We start from the raw sequence: 20,509 nt of genomic DNA, 5'->3' as shown, positions 1-20,509 counted from the left end.
TAGATAGGTTTTTCAGATGGGGGATGTTGCGAACATACCAGTGTCACAGCAAGCTAGCCTTGGTGAAAGACGCCAGGTGTCCGTGTTGTTCGCGGACATGGTCGGTTATACCGCTATCGTTGCCGAACTTGGCGAAGAGAAGGCCCTCAATTTTGTCCGCCTAACCTACGAGACGCTGACCAACGCTGTTGAGGAGCATGGCGGTACAGTGCGCGACTTTGCTGGCGACAGCATCATGGCTCTGTTCGGCATCCCGGAAGCACTTGAAGATGCAGCACTGCGCGCATGCCGGGCAGCGATGGCGATTCACAAAGCCCTGGCGACAGCAGCGAATGATCTGGAAGCAGAATTCGGGGTACGCCCACGCATGCGTGTTGGCATCAGTTCCGGAACTGTCCTGATGGCCGCTGTGCAAGGCGAGGACGGACCAACAACTGCTGTTGGCAGCACGGTCAATCTCGCGGCGCGTATTGAGAACCTTGCACCGCCTGCTGGCACCTTGATGTGCGATACAACACGTCGACTGGTCGAATGGGTCGCCGATCTGAGCTTCAACGGTGAGCATCAAATCAAAGGTTTGCTGAAACCGCAGAAGCTCTGGCAATTGCAGTCGGTCAGCAATGATGCAACACGCTTTGATGCCTCGATTGCGCGTGGGCTCAGCAGCTATGTCGGACGGGTTGGGGAACTGAACCAGCTATTCGATGCGCTGGCTAATGTAGATGACGCCTTGTCCGTCATTGATCTGGTCGCTGAGCCCGGCTTGGGCAAGACGCGCCTTGTGTTCGAATTTCTTAAGAGAGTACCTTCCGAAGAAGCCTCGGTTCTTTCCGGCTATTGCTTTGCGGATGGTCAGCAGGTGCCCTTCCTGCCCTTTCTGGAAATCATGCGCAGTGCGTTCAAAATCCGCGAGGCTGATGACCCGACAGAAGTAGCTCGCAAGCTGGAAAAGGGACTGACTGCCGCGGATTTACACTCGGCTGAAAACTTGGGCTTACTGCTCAACTTGCTGGGCCTGAAACCTCCCGCAGGTGCACTTGACGGGCTTGATGGAGTTTTGATCGGTCTGCGCACGCGCGAATTGCTGCCAGCTTTGATGAAGGCAAAATGTGCGCATGGCAAAGTAATCCTGCTTATAGAGGATGCGCATTGGATCGATTCCGCTTCAGAAGAGCTTGTTCGCAATCTGGTTGAAAGTGGTCAGCAGAATAACCTGTTGATCATCCAGACACGGCGCCCGGAATATTCTCCGGGTTGGAATGCGCAGGCCGGTGTGACAACGATTTCGCTCGGCCCGTTACCGTCTGACGATATTACCTATCTGGCCCAGACGCGGCTCGGGGTAGATACATTGCCGGACGATCTGGCTTCTCAATTGACAGAACGTGCTGGAGGAAACCCTCTTTTTGGAGAGGAGCTTTTGGGATTCCTGCTCGATGAAGGCACCCTGAGGGTCGATGCAGGACGAGCCTATTTCGAAGTTGGCAAAGGTGAGAATGAACTGCCCGTAAGTATGCGTGGCCTGCTCGCCGCCAGAATGGAACACCTCAAACCAGAAGACCGAGAGTTGTTGCAAGCGGCTGCTGTCATTGGGCGGAGGTTTGATCCTGGCCTGTTGTCTCAACTGGTTGAAAAGCCCGGCGGCGTAGGGGCAGCGCTACAAAGGCTGCAAGCTCTAGACGTTCTTTATCGGGAAACCAACTCTTCCGACTATATTTTCAAACATGTCCTGCTGCGAGACTCGGTGTACCAAAGCCTCGTATCAACTCGCCGGTCGGCACTGCATCTGGCCATCGCGGATATGTTGGAGTTGAGAAACTCGAACCGACTTCAGGAAGTTGCTGAAACCCTTGCCCATCACTATGGGCTCACAGATCGAACGGATCAGGCCTTCAAGTACAGCACTTTGGCAGGTGTAAAGAGCTTGGGCATCTACTCCCTTGACGAAGCCAACAAGTACTTTGTTTCTGCGCTCGAACTTTATCAAAGCGATCCGGGCTGCGCCACGAATGAGCAATTTGTGGAGTTTCTTGCAGATTTTGCCTTGTGCTCGAATATTTCGATGCGTGTGCTCAAATTGATCGAACTAGCTGATAATGTTCGGCCGATCCTCGAAGAAGCTGGAGACAGCAGCCATCACGCCCTTTTCCTGCATCACTACGTTTCCTGTCTCGTCTGCAATGGAAAATTCCGCAAGGCACATGGTGTTCAGCAAGAGCTGACCGCAATGGCAGAGCGACTTGGTGACCCGGCCTCCCGAGCGTATGCCATGGTTAATGAACTGTCGGTATCCATCTACTTTGCGCCGATTGAAAACGATCTTTTCAATGCCAAGATCGCCGAAATCGAAAGCTATCTGGAAAAGATTGAAGACGCCTATATTCAGAATTTCTTCCTGGCGACCATCGGTTGGAATGAACTCAATCGTGGTCGGGTAGCTGCAGCACATGCCAATTCGGATCGAATGATCGCCGTTGGCAAGGCCAAGAACGATCCACGCTCACTTGGTTACGGCACCGCGATGAAAGCCCTGATTGCGATGGTCACTGACGACCATGAGCTTGCACTAAAGATGGCAGAGGAAGCACGACGCCAGTCACAGGTCGAATTTGAGTTGGCCATCGCCGAAGTAGCGCGGGTAAGTTCGATGATACCCTTGGGCAAACCCGGTGCCCTTGAGACTGTCAAACAACATATCAGCAGATGCGATGCCAAAGGCTGGGCATTGTTCACCAACGGCCCAGCAACCATGCTGGGTGTCGCCTACGCTCTGAATGGTCAGATTGCCGAGGGGCTACGCCAGATCAAAGATGTTATTCGCCAGCGCGACGAAGATGGTACCCAAACCGCTGCAGACTGGGGCCGCCTCTTCCTATGTGAAATGCATCTGGCCATTCTCACGGGTGAAGGTGGAGGATCGCTTGGCGTCTTGTTCAGAAATCTGCGCTCGATCCTTCGGGTCATGATCTTTGGTGAAAAAGAAATGATCGCCATGATCGAACACATTCGCAAGAATCCGCAATTCGACAGTGGCGGTCATTATATCGCACGCTGCGACATGATCATGGGCCTGCTTTACAAGGCAAAAAAGAAAAGGCCCTTGGCCGTGGAGCACCTGCAGCGGGCCCGTCTGGTCGTGGAAACCGCGGGCCAGTCGCCGATGCTCACACGGATCGATACCGCGTTGAATGAGCTTTCCCTGAGCGCCTAATTAGTCAACTCTGACAGGTACTTGATCGCAGCAATGCTTGGCAGGAACGTATAGGCTCCGCCCCGCGACGTGATCAGGCGGGGAATGCCGCGAATGCGGATCGTGTCACCATCCGGCAATCTCATATCGAACCAGCTGGTTTCAGCTGTGTTGGCACCCAACAGTGGATCATTGGATCCGGTGATGGTCGGATCATGAAGACCAAGATTGATCCAGTCGCACATAACCGCTTCGAACTGCGCACCTATATTGGCTCCGATGAAGCTGCCAAGCAGTCCGCGCTCATGACTGTCCGGTTGCTGAGGATCGAAATCCGGACCGTATGACATCCCGCGCCGCACGAGACGCCTGGTATAGTTAGCGATACGCTGAACGATGGGCCCACCACGAGGATTTCCGCGTCGCAAGTGAGAACCGGCCGGGCAGCGAGAATTGCGCGTGTAGTCGAAATTGGTTAGCGAAACAGGCTCTTCGGGGAATTGCGCATCAGGAGACAACTCGTATGGCACACCATTGCGCCATCTACCGCACATCTGTGCGGCAACGACCTCACGCAATGCGCCATGCAGATCCAACCCCTCGCCAATCCGGTCCAGATTTTCAGGATCAGCCAGTTGCGTTGCTTCAGGATGCTCCATCAACTCGGTGGCGGCCTGATCCAGATAAGCTTCGAAACCCACAACATCCTGCGCGAGAACGCGGAAGGCGTTGAACGACCCATTGAACCCCAACTCATGCGGCGTAGGGACCCGAAACGTCACACCTTCCTGACGTGTGGGATAGCCCAGCAACGCCGTACCAAGTGGATCGATGGGTTCATCCACACCTAACTGATCCGGATCGATGACATGTTTGAAGCGTGGCTGCGAAATGCCGTCAACATAACCAAAGAACACCTTGCCTTCAGGCAGGTTTCGCCCGTTGCGCACGCCCAGAACATTAAACGCACCTGCCACCTGTGCCTGAACTTCATCCAAGGGTTCTTCGGTATCCGCGTGTATCGAGGCAATGATGTGCACACGGTCCGGAGTGTCGAAAGGCGCGGGCCAGTGTTCGGGGGCACTCTCCCCGAAATCACCAATTTTCATGGCGCGTTTCGTCATACCCTGCCGGAATTCGGTCGGGAATGTATCCAAATGCTCTGAAGGCGTGCCCAGCGCGCGCAAACCTTCAAATGTCACACCGATATTGAAACAAACCGCGGGCTTCTGGCGCCATGTCGTGTCTCGTGTAATCGCCGGAACATCCGAGTTGTTCCCATCTACCGAAGCAGCCAGAAAATTTCTTGCCGCTGCCAGATCATTAACCTCAAGAATGAGATGTCGTACAAAGTTGCGGCGATAGCCACGCAGGATGTTGCCTTGAATATCGCCGAGATCGAAAGCCTTGTTCACCAGCCCACTCCGAATTTGCTGCGTACTTGAGCGGCAGAAACACCGGGATAAGCGCGGTAACCGCCACCCAGTGAAATGTTGGGATTTGCATGCAACTGCAGGATCAGATCGCGCGGTAGCGAGCCAATCATGTGCGGCGGATCATTGGGAACTAGCCCTTTGGCTGCGTCCTGCAGACCGAACAAATCTGTTGGGAAGTCAGGCGCTTGAAACAGATCATGCTCATGCACCCAATCGATGAACTTCTCAACGTTGTGCTCGGTCGGCATAAGCTCATCACCGCCTTCGACCAACGACATAACATCGTTGAAGACACTGCCTATCGTTGTGATGAAATCCCGGATGTAATTGCTGAAATCGCCATCATAGACAGATATCATGCAGATGTTGTTTCCGATCAGCAAAAAGCGCGCAAAGTGCACCGTACCCACATTGTCGAGGCCAGCAAAAATCTCATCGACATTCTGGGCAATTGCCAACGTTGCCCGCGCCCGCCCTGCTGGTGACGGATCCTTCAGAGGCATGATGAGGTTCATCATCCTCTGAACATTTTCGCTGGGCTGCGGTGACGGGCGGGGCCCACCCGGCAGCTTTGGCTTCGCCTCTTTCCAGATCCAGTAGGGTACGACCACGTAGCGGGAGAGAAAATTGAACCATCCTCGCTCGGGCAAACTGTTGACGTAGCGATTGAACCATCCGTTCCGGCTTGTCATGGCATTAACTCCGCGAAAATGGGCATGGTGATCCGTCCCGCCACTTGCTTGAAATCTTGTAGGATTCCTTGCGGATATGCAGCACCGGATCATCTGACGCCTCGATACCATCAGTAAGGAGGCCCGGATTGAAGCTGAGCTTTTCGCACTGCTCCTCCTGGTTCTCGGGTATGGCGTCGAGCGTGAGCGTTCCCATCATCACCCTTTGCCGATGCGGTGGCCAAGGTCGTGACGAGTCATTGAAGTCATCGCCTACTTCGCCAATCGTCATCATCAGCGAAAAACGAGCCGGTTCGTTAGCAATGCGGTCCACAAGTTCTTGCTTAAGATAATCATCGACCGGCGTTTTGTTGGGATCGGTTCTGAGAACACCCGCAATCGGCTGCCAGCTAAACCGCACCCAGCGGCGCGTGTTGTCAGGATCAGTAACCACGAAGGTGTGGACAGCGTGATATGCCGCACGCACATAGCTCACCGGCGCGCCAATGGTTGCGGCCTGTAGCACGCCAAGCTGCGCATAGGCATTCTTGTCCGCAAAGCGGATAGCTCCTGCATCGGGGCTGATGGTTTCACCCGGATATGGATCACGTTCGGGCAATCTCAGGTGCAGCAGTTCCAGGATTTTCTTCCACGGAGATTGCCCCTCATATGGCGCCGGGGATGCCTCTAAAGCAAATTCCAGAAACGCCTCGGGCGTAGGGGCAAAAAACTCCGGCAAGGTCATTGCGATAAGGTCGGTGTCGCTCCCGTCAGACAGATGGAAACGTACCGCCATCCCCCGTACATCAGACCAGCCGTCTCGTATCGTTGCGCTACCCGACCCGTTTGAAAATCGAACGATTACATTTGTTTTTTCTGCTTTGAAATGCTCGGCGACACAGAAATTTCCCGCGATCGGTGACGGTTCAAAAAATCCGGTGGCACTGACACCAAAGGTGTGAACGGGGCGCAACGAAGTGTCGCCATCGCTGCGCTGTAGAACTTCGACCAATTTCTCGGCAATGTTGGGATCGTCCATATGCCTCCCCTTCGCGTATGAACAAATAAGACTTGGGCGTTAACCTTTATGGTTTAGCCGCAATCGCAACAAACACTTCGCATTTTCTGGAAAGTGCCACAAAAACAAAACGGGGTGTGTTCCAGTATCCCCAATCGATGTCCCGAAGTCTCTCAATAGGACTACCATCCACGAAGCATCTGCACCGCGCGCATCCAATCCTCGGATTCTTTGATAGACTGATAGGCCTCATCCATCAGGTCATAGGCGGCGGGCTTGTGTGTCGACAGCCCTACGACCTTGGGCAACGGTGGGTTCAGGCGCACCAACCGATCTTTCAGCACCAGTCGCGCCATCCAGTACTGGTTCTCCGCCGAAGTCGTTAGCAACAATTCAATCAGCGCGCCGCGCGGTGCGTTCGAGGTTATCCCAAACCACTTTAGCAGGCCCCAATCGTCAGGGTCCTTGATCATCTCTTCCGAGATATCCGTAGGCTGCTGACCGGTTCCGATCGACAGCGCCTCGATTTGCTCAAGCCCCTCAGCCCGATCTGCAGCTATCGCTATGTTGATCCCATTCAGCACCGGATTGTTCGCAAAGGTACCGCCATCAGCGAAGTACCCGTAATCAACCCCATCCGCCGTTATCAGGTGCGGTGGAAAATATGTCGGGGCCGCCGAGCTTGCCAATGCAACGTCAAGCAATTTGACCGCACTCATATCCAGCCATGATCCATTACCCAGATCCTGGTTGGTGACTGTAAATGGCGCCCAGCCGGCTTGGTCACTGCGATGCAAGCACACTGTGTTGATGGCCATCACCAGATCCGAAGAAATTGATCCAACGGTCCGATCACCGACAAGGGTCTCGCCGATCTCAGCCAAACCGGTCGAATTATACTGCGCAGCTGTAATTCCCGGGCCGCCACCGAATTTGAATTTTCGAAGTACTTCATCGAGCGCCTTGTCTACCAGACTACGCTCATTCTCTCTGAAAATCGTATCCGCATCGTCACGATAATGCGATGCAAGATCCGTGATCAATGCGGTCAGGTCTTTTCCCTGAGATCTGCCATCTGCCAAAGCGACCGCTATCAAACCACCGGTCGAGGTTCCTGCAAACCCATCGGCCTTTTCCAGAAACTGAGTTTCCTCCTGCAGACCCTGCAAGATCAAACATGTTAGATATCCTCTGATCCCGCCCCCATCGCAGGATACCAGCCTGAATGCCATCCGCCTTCATTCCGTTCGTTCGCTTCCAGTGCGTTTGATGATCACTGAACAGTTGTTCCAACTACCCCCGGAACTTTCCGTCAAATGTTCACACTGACTGCTTCGTTTCCCTCACCTTTTTTTATCACGTTAAAAATTCCACGCCAGACAAGACCGCAAAGTCTGGGGCACTCAAATTGGTGTGATTTACACCTTCGCCTGTCTTGGCCGCAGCAAGAGAGGACCATATCCCCAGAGGAATCCGCCAAAAGACAGTAGCCAGAGCAACCCGGAAACTTCTGTCAAAACTGGAAAGCTATCCGCGCCGAACCGAGCCATGACAGAGCCAAAGAGCGCGCAATAGATTAGAACAGTCAGCAGATTAGCATGCAGAGGTTGCCCGGTATGTCCAAGGGTGGCGCGGGTCATGACTGCTAAAGTCATCCCCCCGATGCCGCCGACCATCCACAAGTGTTGAGCCGCGGCTATCCCATCGCCTTTCAAAATGGCCATACCCAACACCAAAGCCCCGGCAGGAATGAATGCGTAAGAAATGTGCAGCACCCAAACCAGGGGCTCAGTAGCCGTGTGATAACCTTTCCAACGCAGCAAGCGCACCAGATGCAGAGCGCCAAGGGTACACAGCAGTAATGCAGACAAAGTAAGTTCAGGCGCAATAACCCAAATCAAAAGACCTGCAATCGTCAGCAAAAGCAGAAATTTATCGAACCGCTGCATGGGTGGCACGGGCAAAGGCTGGCAATTGTGTTGAACCATCCAGTTGCGGGTAAACGATGGGATAATTCGGCCTCCAATGACAGCGATCATCATCACCGCCGTAGCCAGCCCCAACCGCAGCCCTGCCCCCCGAGCCGCAAATTCACCGGTTGCCGCTTCGATATGAAACAGCGCATTGGCTATGGTGAACGTAGCTAGCAGTCCCAAGACGATCAGGTTACGCCAGTTTTTACCTGCCACGATCTCTCTCAGAACGACGTACCCGAGTACAACGGTGAAAGACAAATCGACCAAGGCAGCCGCCCACGGCGGCAGGTGCGCAGAAACCAGTACTGCGACCCGACCTGCGATCCAGAGAGCAACCAGCCCAAAAAGGGGCCAGCCAACCAGTGGAAGTCTTCCGGTCCAGTTCGGCACAGCCGTCAACAAAAAACCTGCCAGAACGGCATTTAGGTACCCAAACAGGAATGCGTGAGCGTGCCAGGAAACCGGATCAAACCGCGTAGGCAGATCAAGCGCACCCGATAACGTCGCGATCCATAGCAACATGGAAAACACGGCCCAGACCGCACTGAACAGAAAAAATGGGCGAAACCCAAAGCTGAGCAACGCTGGTCCGTTCCAGGCTCGCATTTGCTCCGACGAAGTTTGTGCCATGAGGTGTCTCCTAATTCTTATTGAGACCATCCGCGACATCCATCAGGTGCCGGATGTGGCGTGCAAAATACCAGGTTGCAGGCAGGCCAATAAGACAGCCCAATACGATGGACCACCCGGTTGAAATGACCGGAACTCCCAGCCAGCTGAAAATCAGCGAGGCAAAGAACACGTTGACCGCCGCCGCCCCGGCCCCGAAGGGATACAAGGCCAGTGTTATATGTATGGTGGACCAGCCTTGTCGGTTCATCTGCGCGCGACCAGCCGTTGCACTGCAATCAGCGCGATGATCAAGGCGATGCTGCCGATGGCAAACCAGAACTCTGCTGTCGCAGATTGTGGTTGTGGGATGGGACGGTCGAACCCTTCGGACCAGGCTGGGGCGGCGACAAGTGTCAGGAATATAGCTGCAATACGCATGTCAGGTCTCCTTCGTCAGAGTGCGGTAGATATCGGGTAAGGCGCGCGTCAGGCGCTCGGGTGAGGGCAACAGAGTAAATCCGCCACGCCCGAAGATGCGCGCAAACCAATCCTGTCCGTCTTCGTCGATGACAACACCGTGCAAGCTCAGACCGGCACGGCGTGCTTCGCGAACGGCCATATGACTGTCTTCGATCCCGTGCTGACCTTCGTAATGGTCCAGATCGTTTGGCTTACCGTCGGTCAGCACGATCAGTAACTTATGAGCCGACGGCTCCTCGGCCAGCTGGGCACTGACGTGACGGATCGCAGCCCCCAATCTCGTGTAGTGCCCGGGCGTCAGTGCGCCGATATTTGCCGTGATTTCTGCGCTCATCGGGGCGTCGAAGGTTTTGCAACGGGTCAGGAAAACCCTGTCACGACGCAACGAAGAAAACCCCCAGATACCCAACCGATCACCTGCGGCATCAATGCCCGCCGCCAATGCAGTCATGGCTTCGCGCGCAACTTCGATCACCGAGGTATCACCGATGGCCGCCTCGGTTGATCGCGAGCTGTCGATCAGGAAAGCGACGGACAGGTCACGCTCGATTTGACGGGCCGCTTGCCAGATACGGTCTGAACCGCGCCCGGTCGCGGCGAGATCGGCACGCGTGGTCAACAACGCGTCCAGATCCAGTTCTGACCCATCGACCTGCCTTGGCTGTAGAATACGGCGGGGACGCAGTGCCTCAAACTGCCGGCGCACCTCGCGGACGCGGCGTTGGTTCGGAACGAACAGCTGAGACGCATCCGGTTGAGCCGGTGCATCCAGCACGCGACAATGACCTTCCATGTAAGATCGCGAACGGTGGTTCCATTCGGGATAGGTATGCTCACCGGCCAGAGCCTCGTGATCGGCATCTGCGGGGGAAAGGTCGAGATGCAGGCGCAGGCGCGTTGCTGCCTTGCGGTGCTGTTTCGACAGAATGATCTCGTCCTGATCATCGGCCGCTTTCTGGGCGTTCTCATCATCGTCGTCATCGACGCTGCGGTTGATATTCATCGACTCGACCCAGGACAGGATCGACTCAAATCGGTGGATGATGAAGCTGTCCTTGCGGTTCTGCTGATCCTGATCCTTGCGGTGGCCCAGTTTCCGGCTGGTCAGCGCCGCATTGGGTGGAGGGGCGGCAGGATCAGCCTGTTCTTCAGTTGCCGCCGCACCCGATCCGGGGCGGGCAAAGCACAGCCAGATCGGCACCGGGGCAAAGGGTTTATAGCCGCGCGGGGCGGTTTCGACCCCGATCACCGGTGTCGCACCGCAGAGCTGATCGCGGATCGCGGTTTCGATCTGTGCCTCGGGTGTTGGGCGCATCACGTCGGGACGTGTGGCGGCGCAGTGTTCGGTCATCCGGGCGTAGTCTTCGCGCAGGCCCGGGCAGCGGGCATAGGCTCGGTCGGCGGCTGCGGCATTGGCACGAATTTGCGCCCCGTCCATGGCGGGTCCGTCGCCTTCCAGATCGAAATCGGCCACTTCGCTGACCGCCGCCAGCGCGGTCAGCCAGAAATAGGCGGCGCGGTTCAGGTGTGGTTCCGGGAAAGCAGCGATAGCCGGAGGCAGCGACAGGCGTTCGCCGTCGTAACCGGCCACCCATTCACGGTCGCGTTCGGCCCCCAGATTGCGGCGGACAGGTCGGCGGTGGCGCACCAGCGTTGCCGGGGCCTCGGCCAGTTCCACGCCGGGCGCACCGCCCAGCGCACGGAACAGGACCGCAAGGCTGGGCCGGACCGAGATAAGGGAAACACCGGCCTCGGGGTAGCTGACATGCTCCGCGATTCCGCTGGCCATCTCGTGCCAGAGATTGCCAACGGTTTCTTCGGGTTCCATGAGATCGAGAAGTCGCATGACGCTTATCCGTAAATGGTGGCAACCAGATCGCGCAGCGCCTGCTGCATGTCGGCCTCATCGGTCAGGGGTTCGACGATGGCGGCCTCGATCGCCTGATTGACCCCCATGCCCCCAGCCATCAGCGTGGCGGCATAGATCAGCAGACGGGTCGAAACACCCTCTTCGAGGTCCATGCCCGACAGCGCCCGGATATGACCGCCCAGACGGACCAGAGGCGCAACGCGACCCGGTTCAAGTCGGCTTTCACGAGCCACGACGGCAATCTCGGTCTCTTCGTTGGGGAAGTCGAACGAGATCGACAGGAAACGCTGCCGGGTCGAGGGTTTCAGCCGCTTCAGCACGTTCTGATAGCCGGGGTTGTAGGATGCCACGAGCATGAAGCCCGGTGGTGCCACCAGTTCTTCCCCTGTGCGGTCGATCATCAGCGTGCGGCGCGTGTCGGTGAGCGGGTGCAACACCACGGTCACGTCCTTGCGGGCCTCGACCACCTCATCAAGGTAACAGATGCCGCCTTCGCGTACTGCGCGGGTGAGCGGGCCATTGACCCAGACGGTTTCCCCGCCTTTGAGCAGGTAGCGCCCGATCAGGTCGGCCGCCGACAGGTCGTCATGGCAGGCAACGGTATAAAGCGGTTTGCCCATCTTGGCCGCCATGTGTTCGACAAAGCGTGTTTTACCGCAGCCGGTCGGCCCCTTCAGAAGAAGGGGCAAACCATTGTCATAGGCCGTCTCGAACAGCTCGCATTCACGCGCAACAGGCTGATAGAACGGCAGGGTCGGAGGGGTTTGCATGTTCATGGCTTACTCCCCGGGAACCGAGCTGGCCGAGCCGGGCGTGATGATCTCTTGCTTGCGCACGACCAACATCGAGTAGATGAACAGCAGCGCACCGAGCACCACGGCAGCACCCGCGCCAAACCGCATCAGGTAGAAGATCGACAGAGCGTCCTGCACATCCATGTAATAGTCGCCGACCACTCGCTGCATATGGGTCTGGATGGTCCCCGCGAAGGTCAGCACGAAGGTCATGAACGCCATGCCGCCGGTCATCAGCCAGAACGAGGCCATGTTCAGCACTTGATTGTAGGGCGCGCGGCCCCGCAGCATCGGCATCGCGTAGGTAAAGACCGCAAGGTTCAGCGCCACGTAGGCCCCATAAAAGGCAAGGTGACCGTGGGCGGCAGTAATCTGCGTGCCGTGGCTGTAGAAGTTGACCCCATGCAGGGTGTGCAGGAAGCCCCAGACACCGGCGCCAAAGAAGGCCACGGTCGACGAACCCAGCGACCACAGCAGCGCGGCCTTGTTCGGGTGGTTCTTGCGGCCCTTCCAGACCATGACGAAGGCAAAGCTCATCATCAGGAAGAAGGGGATCACCTCGAAAGTCGAGAAGATCGAGCCGATCCATTGCCAGTAGCCCGGCAGACCGATCCAGTAGAAATGGTGCCCGGTTCCAAGGATACCCGAGAACAGCGCGGTGGCGACGATGACATAGAGCCATTTTTCAACCACTTCACGGTCCACGCCTGTCAGCTTGAGCAGCAAGAAGGCGAGGATGGCGGCCATCACCAGCTCCCATGTCGCTTCGACCCACAGGTGCACGACGAACCACCAGTACATCTTGTCCAGGCTCAGGTTGTCCGGGTTGATGAAGGCAAACACCCAGAGCAGCGACAACAGCCACAGGCCCATCAGCAGCACATTGGTGATCGCTGTTTTCCTGCCCGCCAGAACGGTCATCGAGACGTTGAACAGAAAGATCAGCGCCGCGACGAGGATGCCGAACTTGACCCACAGGGGCTGTTCAAGAAACTCACGCCCGCCATGGATGCCAACCAGATATGAGCCGACCGCACCCAGCGTCCCCACCAGAAGGATGATGAGTTGTAGATAGGCCAGTTTGACCGAGTAGATCTCACGCTCGGATTCCTCGGGGATGAGGAAGTACGCTGCCCCGAAGAAGCCCAGCAGCAGCCAGACGATCAGCGCGTTGGTGTGGATCATGCGGATGATGTTGAACGGCAGAAGTTCGGACAGGAAGTTCGGCGAGACATAGACCCAGCCAGCCAGAAGCCCGCCCAGCACCTGAATGCCAAACAGGGCTATTGCAGCCAGAAAATAGTAATACGCCACTTTTTGAGATTGGTATTTCATGTGATTTCTCCTTCGTGCCGCTTAGCCAGCGTCGTTGGGCGGCCAGCCCTGCGTGTCGGTCTGATCAGCCCAGCGCAGGAACTCGGCGAGGCCGCGCATCTCTTCTTCGGTCAGATCGAAATAGGGCATCTGGCGGCGGCCCTCGACGCCCGAAGGCTGCGCCTTCATCCAGCCATCGAGGATTTCATAGGCGTCCTCGGGCGAATCCATGACGTCCCAGCGGGTCATCACATTGCCCAGTTCGGGGGCGAAATAGGCGCCTTCGCCATGCAGGCTGTGGCAGTTGATGCAGGAATGGCGTTCCCAGACATGTTTGCCCAGGACGACCTCTTCGCTGAGTTCCATGCCTGCGGTTGACGTATTAACCACGTAACGGTGGCTGTGGACGGTCATCGCCACGAAGATCACGACGAAAAAGATCGAACCCCCGTAGAAGATGTTTCGCGCCCGCGATTTGGTTAAGATTTCAGCCATGCGTCGGCCTCCTTCAGATCGGGATGCCTATTGCTAGCCCGAGCGAAGAAGGCACTGTTTGCGCCAGCGCAACGTTTGGAACGGTTCCAAGCCTAAGGTCGAGGGTGAGAGGAACCCCAATGCCTTGCCCGAACATTGACGATCCAGACCTGACGCTTGCGGATCTTATGACGCAATGGCCGCAGACAATTCGTGTTTTCCTAAAACATGGAATGTTATGCGTCGGATGCCTTGTGAACCCGTTTCACACCATCTCAGATGCCTGTCTGGAATACGATCTGGATGAAACGGCCTTTTTGGAAGAGCTGAAGAGCGCAATTTCCAACTGTGCCTGACCGGACGGCTAGCCCTGGCTGAGCTCGACCAGCGCGTGGGGATCGCATACTTTGATGCGCTTGCGTTTGCTTTCAACGATACTCTGCTTTTCCCATGCGCTCAGCAATCGGCTGACCGTATGCAAGGTGGTCGCTGTAAGTTCCGAGAGATCCTGTCGGGTGATGGGGAAATCAATCTCGATCCCATCCTCCACCTTGCGGCCGGTCTGATTGATCAGACGCAACAGCGCGTTAGCCACGCGCTGTTCCACCTGTTGCGTCGCAAGCTCCACAATACGGGTGTTCATTTCTCCTACACGGTGGCCAACCGTCTTGTAGGTTTCAGTGGCGAAGCCGTCATATTCGGTGACGAAAGTATCCCACAGTCTGGTGGGCCAGCTCAGCGCAATGGACTCTGTCGCCGTGACCGCCGTGGCCGGATAAGTCTCGCGCCCGATCGCCTTTGCAATTCCCAGAAGTTGACCAGCGGGGATATGCAACGCCGTGACCTGTTCACCGGTCTGCGTGACCCGCACCACCCGGACATAGCCATCCAGCAACATGAAGAAACGATCGGCCGGGTCTTCTTCTTCAAAGATATGCGCACCCGCTTCATAGCGGCGCGAACTGGCCTGATCCAGAATCGTGCGAATTTGCCGACGATCCAGTTTTGAGAATGGTGGCAAATGCGTCAGCAGGCTTTCATCAAGCCGCGGCAATATTTTCTTGGCTGCTTCCATCATGGCTTACCTGATTTGGCACAATCACAGCCGCAAAACCAGATCGTAACGGTCAGTGTTTCCCGAAAACGCAGCAAACCTTGCGCCAGCGCAAATTGCAGATCGCAGAAATCAATAGAGTCAGGCCCAAGAGATCATTCAGGAAAGGACAATTCGATGATCCGCACGCTTACAACCAGCGTTGCACTGGCCACCCTGCTGGCTGGTGCCGCCTTCGCGGAAACCTTCGAGGTGCAAATGCTCAACAAAGGGAGTGATGGCGAGCGCATGGTGTTCGAACCCGCGTTCATCCAGGCTGCTCCGGGCGACACGATCAAGTTCATCGCATCGGACAAGGGCCACAACGCTGAAACAGCCAAAGGCATGCTTCCTGATGGCGCCGAGCCCTTCAAGGGCAAAATCAACGAGGAAATCGAGGTCACGCTGGATACCGAAGGCGTCTATGGCGTGATCTGCAAACCCCACTACGCGATGGGCATGGTGATGACCATAGCGGTGGGTGACGTTGAAATTCCCGAAGATTTTCTTGAAGGCCGCGTCCCCAAAAAAGCCAAGGCGCGTTTCACAGCTCAACTTGAAAACTTCTGACCCCCGATACGGCAGCGAAATGCTTACCCGCTGCACCCATCCGACCTCAAGGAGGATACCATGACCAAGTTCATCAACCCCGGCCTCATGAAAACCAGCCGCCGCAATGTGTTGCGAGGATCGGTTCTGGCAGGCGCTGCAGCAATGACCGGCGCAGGTGCCATGGCAGCTCGTCGTACACCAATGCCACTCAAGGCAGATGCAACCTCGGCAAAACTCTACAAAGTTGCGGGTGAACAAACGGCTGACAGCACAGCCAAACCGGCGGATTTGTCTGGTTATACCCGTGTTAAACAGGAGCTCGTTGCACCACCCTTTGCACCAGAGCACGAGCAGGTAGCGACAGGCGGACCAAAGATCATCGAAATCACCATGGAAACAACCGAACGTCTTATGGTCGTTGACGAGGATACCGGCGCGTCTGTCTGGGCGCTAACCTACAATGGCTCAGTCCCCGGTCCGCTGATCATCTGTCACGAAGGCGACATGATCGAGCTGACCCTGCGCAACCCCGAAGACAGCGTGATGGAGCATAATATCGACTTCCACGCGTCAACAGGCGCTCTGGGCGGCGGTGGCCTGACCCACGTCTATCCGGGCGAAGAGACTGTTCTGCGCTGGAAGGCGACCAAACCTGGTTGCTTCACTTATCACTGTGCGCCAGGCGGAGCGATGATCCCGTATCACGTCACCCACGGCATGAATGGTGCGGTGATGGTACTGCCACGCGATGGCCTGAAGGACAAGGACGGTAACCCGCTGAAATACGACAAGATCGCCTATATCGGTGAGCAGGATTACTACCTGCCCAAAGATGAAAACGGCGAGTTTAAAACCTACGAAGTTGCAGGGGACGATTACGCCGACAGCCTGGATGCGATGCGTACTCTGACACCGACCCATTCGGTCTTTAATGGTGCGGTTGGCGCTTTGACTGGTGAAAATGCGCTCAAGTTCAATGTGGGCGAGACGGTTCTGATGATCCACAATCAGGCAAACCGCGACACCCGTCCGCACCTGATTGGTGGTCACGGCAACTATGTGTGGGAAACTTCGTTCAGCGATGATCCTCTGACCGGTGTCGAAACATGGTTCGTTCGCGGAGGGTGTGCAGCGGCTGCGATGTACACGTTCGAGCAACCCGGCGTTTATGCCTATGTGAACCACAATCTGATCGAAGCTGCGCTTCTTGGAGCTACTGCGCACTTCATCGTTGAAGGTGAGTGGGACAATAACCTGATGGAACAGGTTGTAGCACCCCGCCCATTTGCAACCTGATTTCGGGAACCAAACAATCATGAAAACCGTCACCACACATAAATTCACCCAACCGATCGTCATCATCGGGGTTGGTGCAGCAGTGGCGGCGGCTCTGGCCGGAGGGGTGTTCTTGCTGAACACCCCTCTTCCCGCATCTCAACCACTGCCAGAAATGGCTGAAAGACCGGTTACTCTGCCAGATGGTGAAGAGCTTTATGTACAGCGCCACGAGGTGACAGTTGCAGAATGGAACTTGTGCCATGCCGATGGCGGTTGCACCCTGAAATTGCGTACTCGCAATGGGTTCACACCCGATACAACACCAGCAACCGGTCTCAGCTTTGTTGACGTTTCCGAATATCTTCGGTGGTTTAACGAAGCTGCACGACACGAATTTCGGCTGCCCACAACCGCCGAGTGGGAACATATAGCCCGAGCAGTCCTACCAGAAGAGCCGGATCCGATCTTTACTGACCCATCGCTGACTTGGGCCTCAAGCTACCTTTATGAAGGCCTCACACCCAGAGCTTTGAAGCCACAGGGCAGCTTTTCAACCTCGCCCGAAGGTGTCGTTGATCTGGATGGTAGCGTCTGGGAATGGACGCAGGAATGCTACTCAGGGACAGAAGCCGATCCTGATCGCTGTCCGGCCTTTTTCGTCGGTGGCGAACATCTGGCTGCCGTGCCATTCCTTGTTCGCGACCCTGCCCGGGGTGGCTGCGCCGTTGGCTCGCCTCCTGCCCATCTGGGTATGCGTCTGGTATCGGATACACCGGTCGGAAGCTAACAGGTCAGATACCATGCTGCCTCAAGTTCGAAGGTGGACCGCTAGTTGCTCGCCAGACGTTTTGTAATCTCTGACAAACGCGACCATGACTGCAGTGTGATCGGCAATGCCAAAGCCGCCTCTGTGAATTCCCAAGAATAGCTGACGATAGAAAAGATAGCCCCCGCCGTTACTCCAAGCTGAGTGGTCGCAAACCACAGGTTAAACAGCAGCATTCCTAGAAGCAGTATAAAGATCGCTCCGTATAGCACAGCCTCGACATCCGACAGAGCAACTTCGTAACGGCGCAGCCTCAGCAAATGTAACAGAACAGGTCGGTCGCGCCGTGTTTCGAGTATGCTGACCTGCTGCTCACTCTGGTGATTGAGCGCCCCGTTCCAGCGATAGAATCCGCTGTGGAACAGAGAGTAAATTAGGACCATCCCAATCAGCACCACTGCTGCCGCCAACGCCAAAGTTGGCGAAAACAGATACAGCAACACAATCGCGGCAACGAACTGTACGGTGCCAGCGATTGCCTCGGGCAAAACGCCTTCCAGAAAGTCGGCCAACTCGCGGCCCATTCCGAGACGCGCATTCAGCTTTGACACAGGCAAATCGCGGGAACGCGCGACCTGCGCTTTGCCAATCTCAACCCGCATAGTGCCGTAAACGCGCGTGTCGTAGATACGCCGGATCACGCTCAGTACAATCAGCACGAATAGCAGCGCGGCCAACTGGGCCAAGGCACGGGTTTCCCCGGCCAGAAGCCCATCAATTGCAAACCCGATGAAAAGCGGGATCAGTACGGTGATCCCTGTCTCGGACAGGATCAAGATCCAGGTCAATCCAACCTGCCAGCGGAAAACACGCAGCAGCGTACCGATCGAAAAGGTCTGCCCGTTCAGCATTGCAGTTTACTTGTCGTAATAGAGGCTGATGCTGACATCTCCCGGCATGACCGAGGCCGCCGCGAAATCGGTGTCAAACTCTGGTGTTGGCACTCCGGATGCGCCGATCCCTTCCAGCAACTGCTCACCTTCCATGTTCAGGTTCTGGTCGCCGTTTTCATCATGCAGCGCAAGCACCGCATACGGACCTTTGTTCAGCGCTTTGAATTCGTGCTGCACCGCGCCTTGCTTTGCTGGAACCTCGGCATAGTCAACGGCTTTGGTCATATCCAGTGTGTCGAAAGCATTGGCGTCGTCAAACACGATGATCAGCAGCTTTCCATTAGCGTTGCGGACGCCTTCAACCGTTAGCGCAATGCCATCCGCCAAGGCTGGGGCAGAAAACGCAAGCGCCGCGAGTACCGAATAGAAAATAGAACGTGTCATGTTGTGGACCTCTGTTGATAGGATTGAGAAGGGGCCTTGCAGAAGAGCGCGATGAAATCTTCTGCGATCGCGATCAGCACCGGCACGAGGATCAGCATCAATGCCGTGCCGAATAGTTCTCCGAAGGCAAGCGATACAGCCGCAGGGATCAGGTACTGCGCCTGTTCTGACGTCTCGGTCAGTAACGGCAGCAAGCCGATCACCGTCGTTGCAGTGGTCAGAAAGATAGCTTTGAAGCGACCGATACCTGCGCTGTGAATGGCACGGTCGACGGTGTCACCTTCGTCGCGCGCCTGATTGTAGCGGGTTATCATCACCAGACTGTCGTTCACGACCACACCGGTCAGTGCGAGCATTCCAAAGAAGGAAAAGAGCGACAGGGACACACCCATAATCATGTGTCCGACAGCTGCCGAGATGAAGCCAAATGGAACGATGGCCAGGATGACAAATGGCTGCCAATAGCTTTTCAGCGGCACGGCCATCAGTACATAGATCAGGACTGCCGCAAGCAGAAGCGCCCGTTTCAGGCCACCGCTGATATCTCCCATTTCTTCCAGTTCGCCCGCGGGCAAGACCTTTACGCTCGGGTACTTGGCGGTCAATTCCGGCACAAGTTGTTCAAAAACAGCCTGAGCAACCTCTTCTGGAGCCACGAGATCTCGGTCAATCGAGGCTGCAACGACATTCATGCGCCGCCCGTCGCGACGCTGAATCGTTCCCGAAACATAGCTGCCCTGTATATCGGCCACAGTTTCCAGCGGAACCCATGCACCATTGGTGCTACGCAATCTGGTCTGCATCAGGTCTTCGATCGTGTCCCGATTGATACGCCCGTTCTGAACGACAACTCTCACCTCTGAACCGTCACGGCGCAGTTTGGTCACTTCGGCACCGCCAAATCCGAACCCGATCTGGCTAGCCAGAGTTTCAGCATTGAACCCTAAGCTACGCGCATCCGGACGCAGGCTCAGTTTGAGTTCAGGTTGCCCACCGATCAAACCATCGCGGATGTTGCTGACACCTTCGATATCAGCCAGAAATTCCTGCATTTCTTCGCTGGCCAGACGCAACAGATCCTCGTCTTTGGACATCAGCCGGATACGGAAGCCACCAGCGAGTTCCTCCGATCCTGTAAATTCAAGCTCGGTCGCCCCTTCGACTTCTCCCACACGTTCACGCCATTCTCGGACGACATCCAGGATTGGTACTTGAGGCCGTTCAGCCACTGGCAACATTTCGGCAAAAATCTGGGCGCTGCCTGCGCTATTGATAATGGTAAAAATGGTCTGGATCGGGGGCGATATCATGCCCGTATCTGCTGCGAGTTCAGCGTTCAGTTTCTCACCAACTGCTTCGATCCGATCAACATTTTCACGTGTCAGTGCGAAGGGCGCACGTGCATCCATTTCCAGATTAATAGTGATTATCTGCCCGGGAACATCGGGAAAGAAGACGGTTTTGACCTTCCCTTTGTACATCAGTCCCAAACCTAGCGTCGCCGCCGCAATGAACAGGACTAGAACTGCGTAACGTTGCCGTACCGAGGCGACCAAGGCCGGTTGATAAATATGGTCGCGGAACCAAATCAAGCCGCCCTGAGCTGCATCCTGAATTCGCCCCCAAATCCGGGTCAGCAAATACCGAC

General features: G+C 56.0%; 19 protein-coding genes and 1 pseudogene. 5 read left to right on the top strand and 15 right to left on the bottom strand.

Translation table 11 applies throughout. The features are described from left to right. Positions 1–40: 40 nt before the first annotated feature. Positions 41–3,211, top strand: coding sequence for an adenylate/guanylate cyclase domain-containing protein (locus E1297_RS39385; RefSeq protein WP_196223512.1), 3,171 nt, complete (start codon positions 41–43; stop codon positions 3,209–3,211). On the opposite strand, the gene E1297_RS39380 is transcribed toward E1297_RS39385, so the two are convergent. The 11 genes from E1297_RS39380 to E1297_RS39330 form a co-directional block, all read right to left on the bottom strand. Further along, entirely contained in the window at positions 3,208–4,605 is a 1,398-nt protein-coding gene (locus tag E1297_RS39380; protein WP_155147979.1) for a hypothetical protein, read from the bottom strand. The genes E1297_RS39385 and E1297_RS39380 overlap by 4 nt on opposite strands. Next, positions 4,602–5,318 (bottom strand): hypothetical protein, encoded by a 717-nt coding sequence (locus E1297_RS39375; RefSeq protein WP_155147977.1) that lies wholly within the window; start codon positions 5,316–5,318, stop codon positions 4,602–4,604. Before E1297_RS39375 ends, E1297_RS39380 begins: the two co-directional genes overlap by 4 nt. 4 nt (positions 5,319–5,322) lie before the next feature. Then, positions 5,323–6,336: a catalase gene (locus tag E1297_RS39370; RefSeq protein ID WP_155147975.1), complete on the bottom strand. Its 1,014-nt coding sequence runs from the start codon at positions 6,334–6,336 to the stop codon at positions 5,323–5,325. Between the two features lie 161 nt (positions 6,337–6,497). Continuing rightward, a complete protein-coding gene (locus E1297_RS39365; protein WP_155147973.1) occupies positions 6,498–7,547 on the bottom strand; it encodes a patatin-like phospholipase family protein in 1,050 nt (349 codons plus the stop codon). A 186-nt stretch (positions 7,548–7,733) separates the two neighbouring features. Further along, a complete protein-coding gene (locus tag E1297_RS39360) occupies positions 7,734–8,897 on the bottom strand; it encodes an NnrS family protein (protein ID WP_244328057.1) in 1,164 nt (387 codons plus the stop codon). Positions 8,898–8,931: 34 nt separating this feature from the next. Further along, on the bottom strand, positions 8,932–9,171 hold the full coding sequence (locus E1297_RS39355) for an NnrT protein (protein ID WP_155147970.1): 240 nt from the start codon (positions 9,169–9,171) through the stop codon (positions 8,932–8,934). Further along, the gene (locus tag E1297_RS39350; RefSeq protein ID WP_155147968.1) at positions 9,168–9,341 is read right to left on the bottom strand and encodes a protein NnrT; all 174 of its coding nucleotides are present in this window, start codon (positions 9,339–9,341) and stop codon (positions 9,168–9,170) included. Before E1297_RS39350 ends, E1297_RS39355 begins: the two co-directional genes overlap by 4 nt. Before the next feature lies 1 nt (position 9,342). Further along, positions 9,343–11,229 carry a nitric oxide reductase activation protein NorD gene (locus E1297_RS39345; protein ID WP_155147966.1) on the bottom strand — a complete coding sequence of 629 codons (1,887 nt, stop codon included), beginning with the start codon at positions 11,227–11,229 and terminating at the stop codon, positions 9,343–9,345. 5 nt (positions 11,230–11,234) lie between these two features. Next, entirely contained in the window at positions 11,235–12,029 is a 795-nt protein-coding gene (locus tag E1297_RS39340; protein ID WP_155147964.1) for a CbbQ/NirQ/NorQ/GpvN family protein, read from the bottom strand. 3 nt (positions 12,030–12,032) lie between these two features. Next, positions 12,033–13,382 (bottom strand): cbb3-type cytochrome c oxidase subunit I, encoded by a 1,350-nt coding sequence (locus tag E1297_RS39335; protein WP_155147963.1) that lies wholly within the window; start codon positions 13,380–13,382, stop codon positions 12,033–12,035. A 21-nt stretch (positions 13,383–13,403) separates the two neighbouring features. Continuing rightward, positions 13,404–13,856, bottom strand: coding sequence for a cytochrome c (locus E1297_RS39330; RefSeq protein WP_155147961.1), 453 nt, complete (start codon positions 13,854–13,856; stop codon positions 13,404–13,406). 119 nt (positions 13,857–13,975) lie between these two features. Here E1297_RS39330 and E1297_RS39325 point away from each other — a divergent pair, with 119 nt between their 5' ends. Next, positions 13,976–14,191, top strand: a complete 216-nt coding sequence (locus E1297_RS39325) for a DUF1858 domain-containing protein (protein WP_155147959.1) — start codon at positions 13,976–13,978, stop codon at positions 14,189–14,191. A gap of 8 nt (positions 14,192–14,199) precedes the next feature. On the opposite strand, the gene E1297_RS39320 is transcribed toward E1297_RS39325, so the two are convergent. After that, a complete protein-coding gene (locus E1297_RS39320; RefSeq protein WP_155148205.1) occupies positions 14,200–14,910 on the bottom strand; it encodes a Crp/Fnr family transcriptional regulator in 711 nt (236 codons plus the stop codon). Here E1297_RS39320 and E1297_RS39315 point away from each other — a divergent pair. From E1297_RS39315 to E1297_RS39305, 3 genes and pseudogenes are all read left to right on the top strand, one after another. Continuing rightward, positions 14,857–15,498: a pseudoazurin gene (locus E1297_RS39315; RefSeq protein WP_368669820.1), complete on the top strand. Its 642-nt coding sequence runs from the start codon at positions 14,857–14,859 to the stop codon at positions 15,496–15,498. The two genes, E1297_RS39320 and E1297_RS39315, sit on opposite strands and share 54 nt — an antisense overlap. Positions 15,499–15,765: 267 nt before the next feature. After that, positions 15,766–16,776, top strand: a pseudogene (nirK, locus tag E1297_RS39310) (copper-containing nitrite reductase); the annotation flags it as partial. Positions 16,777–16,795: 19 nt separating this feature from the next. Then, positions 16,796–17,545: an SUMF1/EgtB/PvdO family nonheme iron enzyme gene (locus E1297_RS39305; RefSeq protein WP_155147953.1), complete on the top strand. Its 750-nt coding sequence runs from the start codon at positions 16,796–16,798 to the stop codon at positions 17,543–17,545. Between the two features lie 41 nt (positions 17,546–17,586). On the opposite strand, the gene E1297_RS39300 is transcribed toward E1297_RS39305, so the two are convergent. The 3 genes from E1297_RS39300 to E1297_RS39290 all read right to left on the bottom strand — a co-directional run. Then, positions 17,587–18,435, bottom strand: coding sequence for an ABC transporter six-transmembrane domain-containing protein (locus E1297_RS39300; protein WP_155147951.1), 849 nt, complete (start codon positions 18,433–18,435; stop codon positions 17,587–17,589). A 6-nt stretch (positions 18,436–18,441) separates the two neighbouring features. After that, entirely contained in the window at positions 18,442–18,861 is a 420-nt protein-coding gene (locus tag E1297_RS39295; protein ID WP_155147949.1) for a DUF2141 domain-containing protein, read from the bottom strand. Beyond that, the coding region (locus E1297_RS39290; protein WP_155148203.1) for an efflux RND transporter permease subunit at positions 18,858–20,509 on the bottom strand (1,652 nt) is incomplete at its 5' end. The genes E1297_RS39290 and E1297_RS39295, both read right to left, overlap by 4 nt.

This window comes from Roseibium sp. RKSG952 (assembly GCF_009711355.1).
The sequence above is the reverse complement of the archived record's forward strand: the minus strand, read 5'-3'. Positions and strand labels throughout refer to the sequence as shown.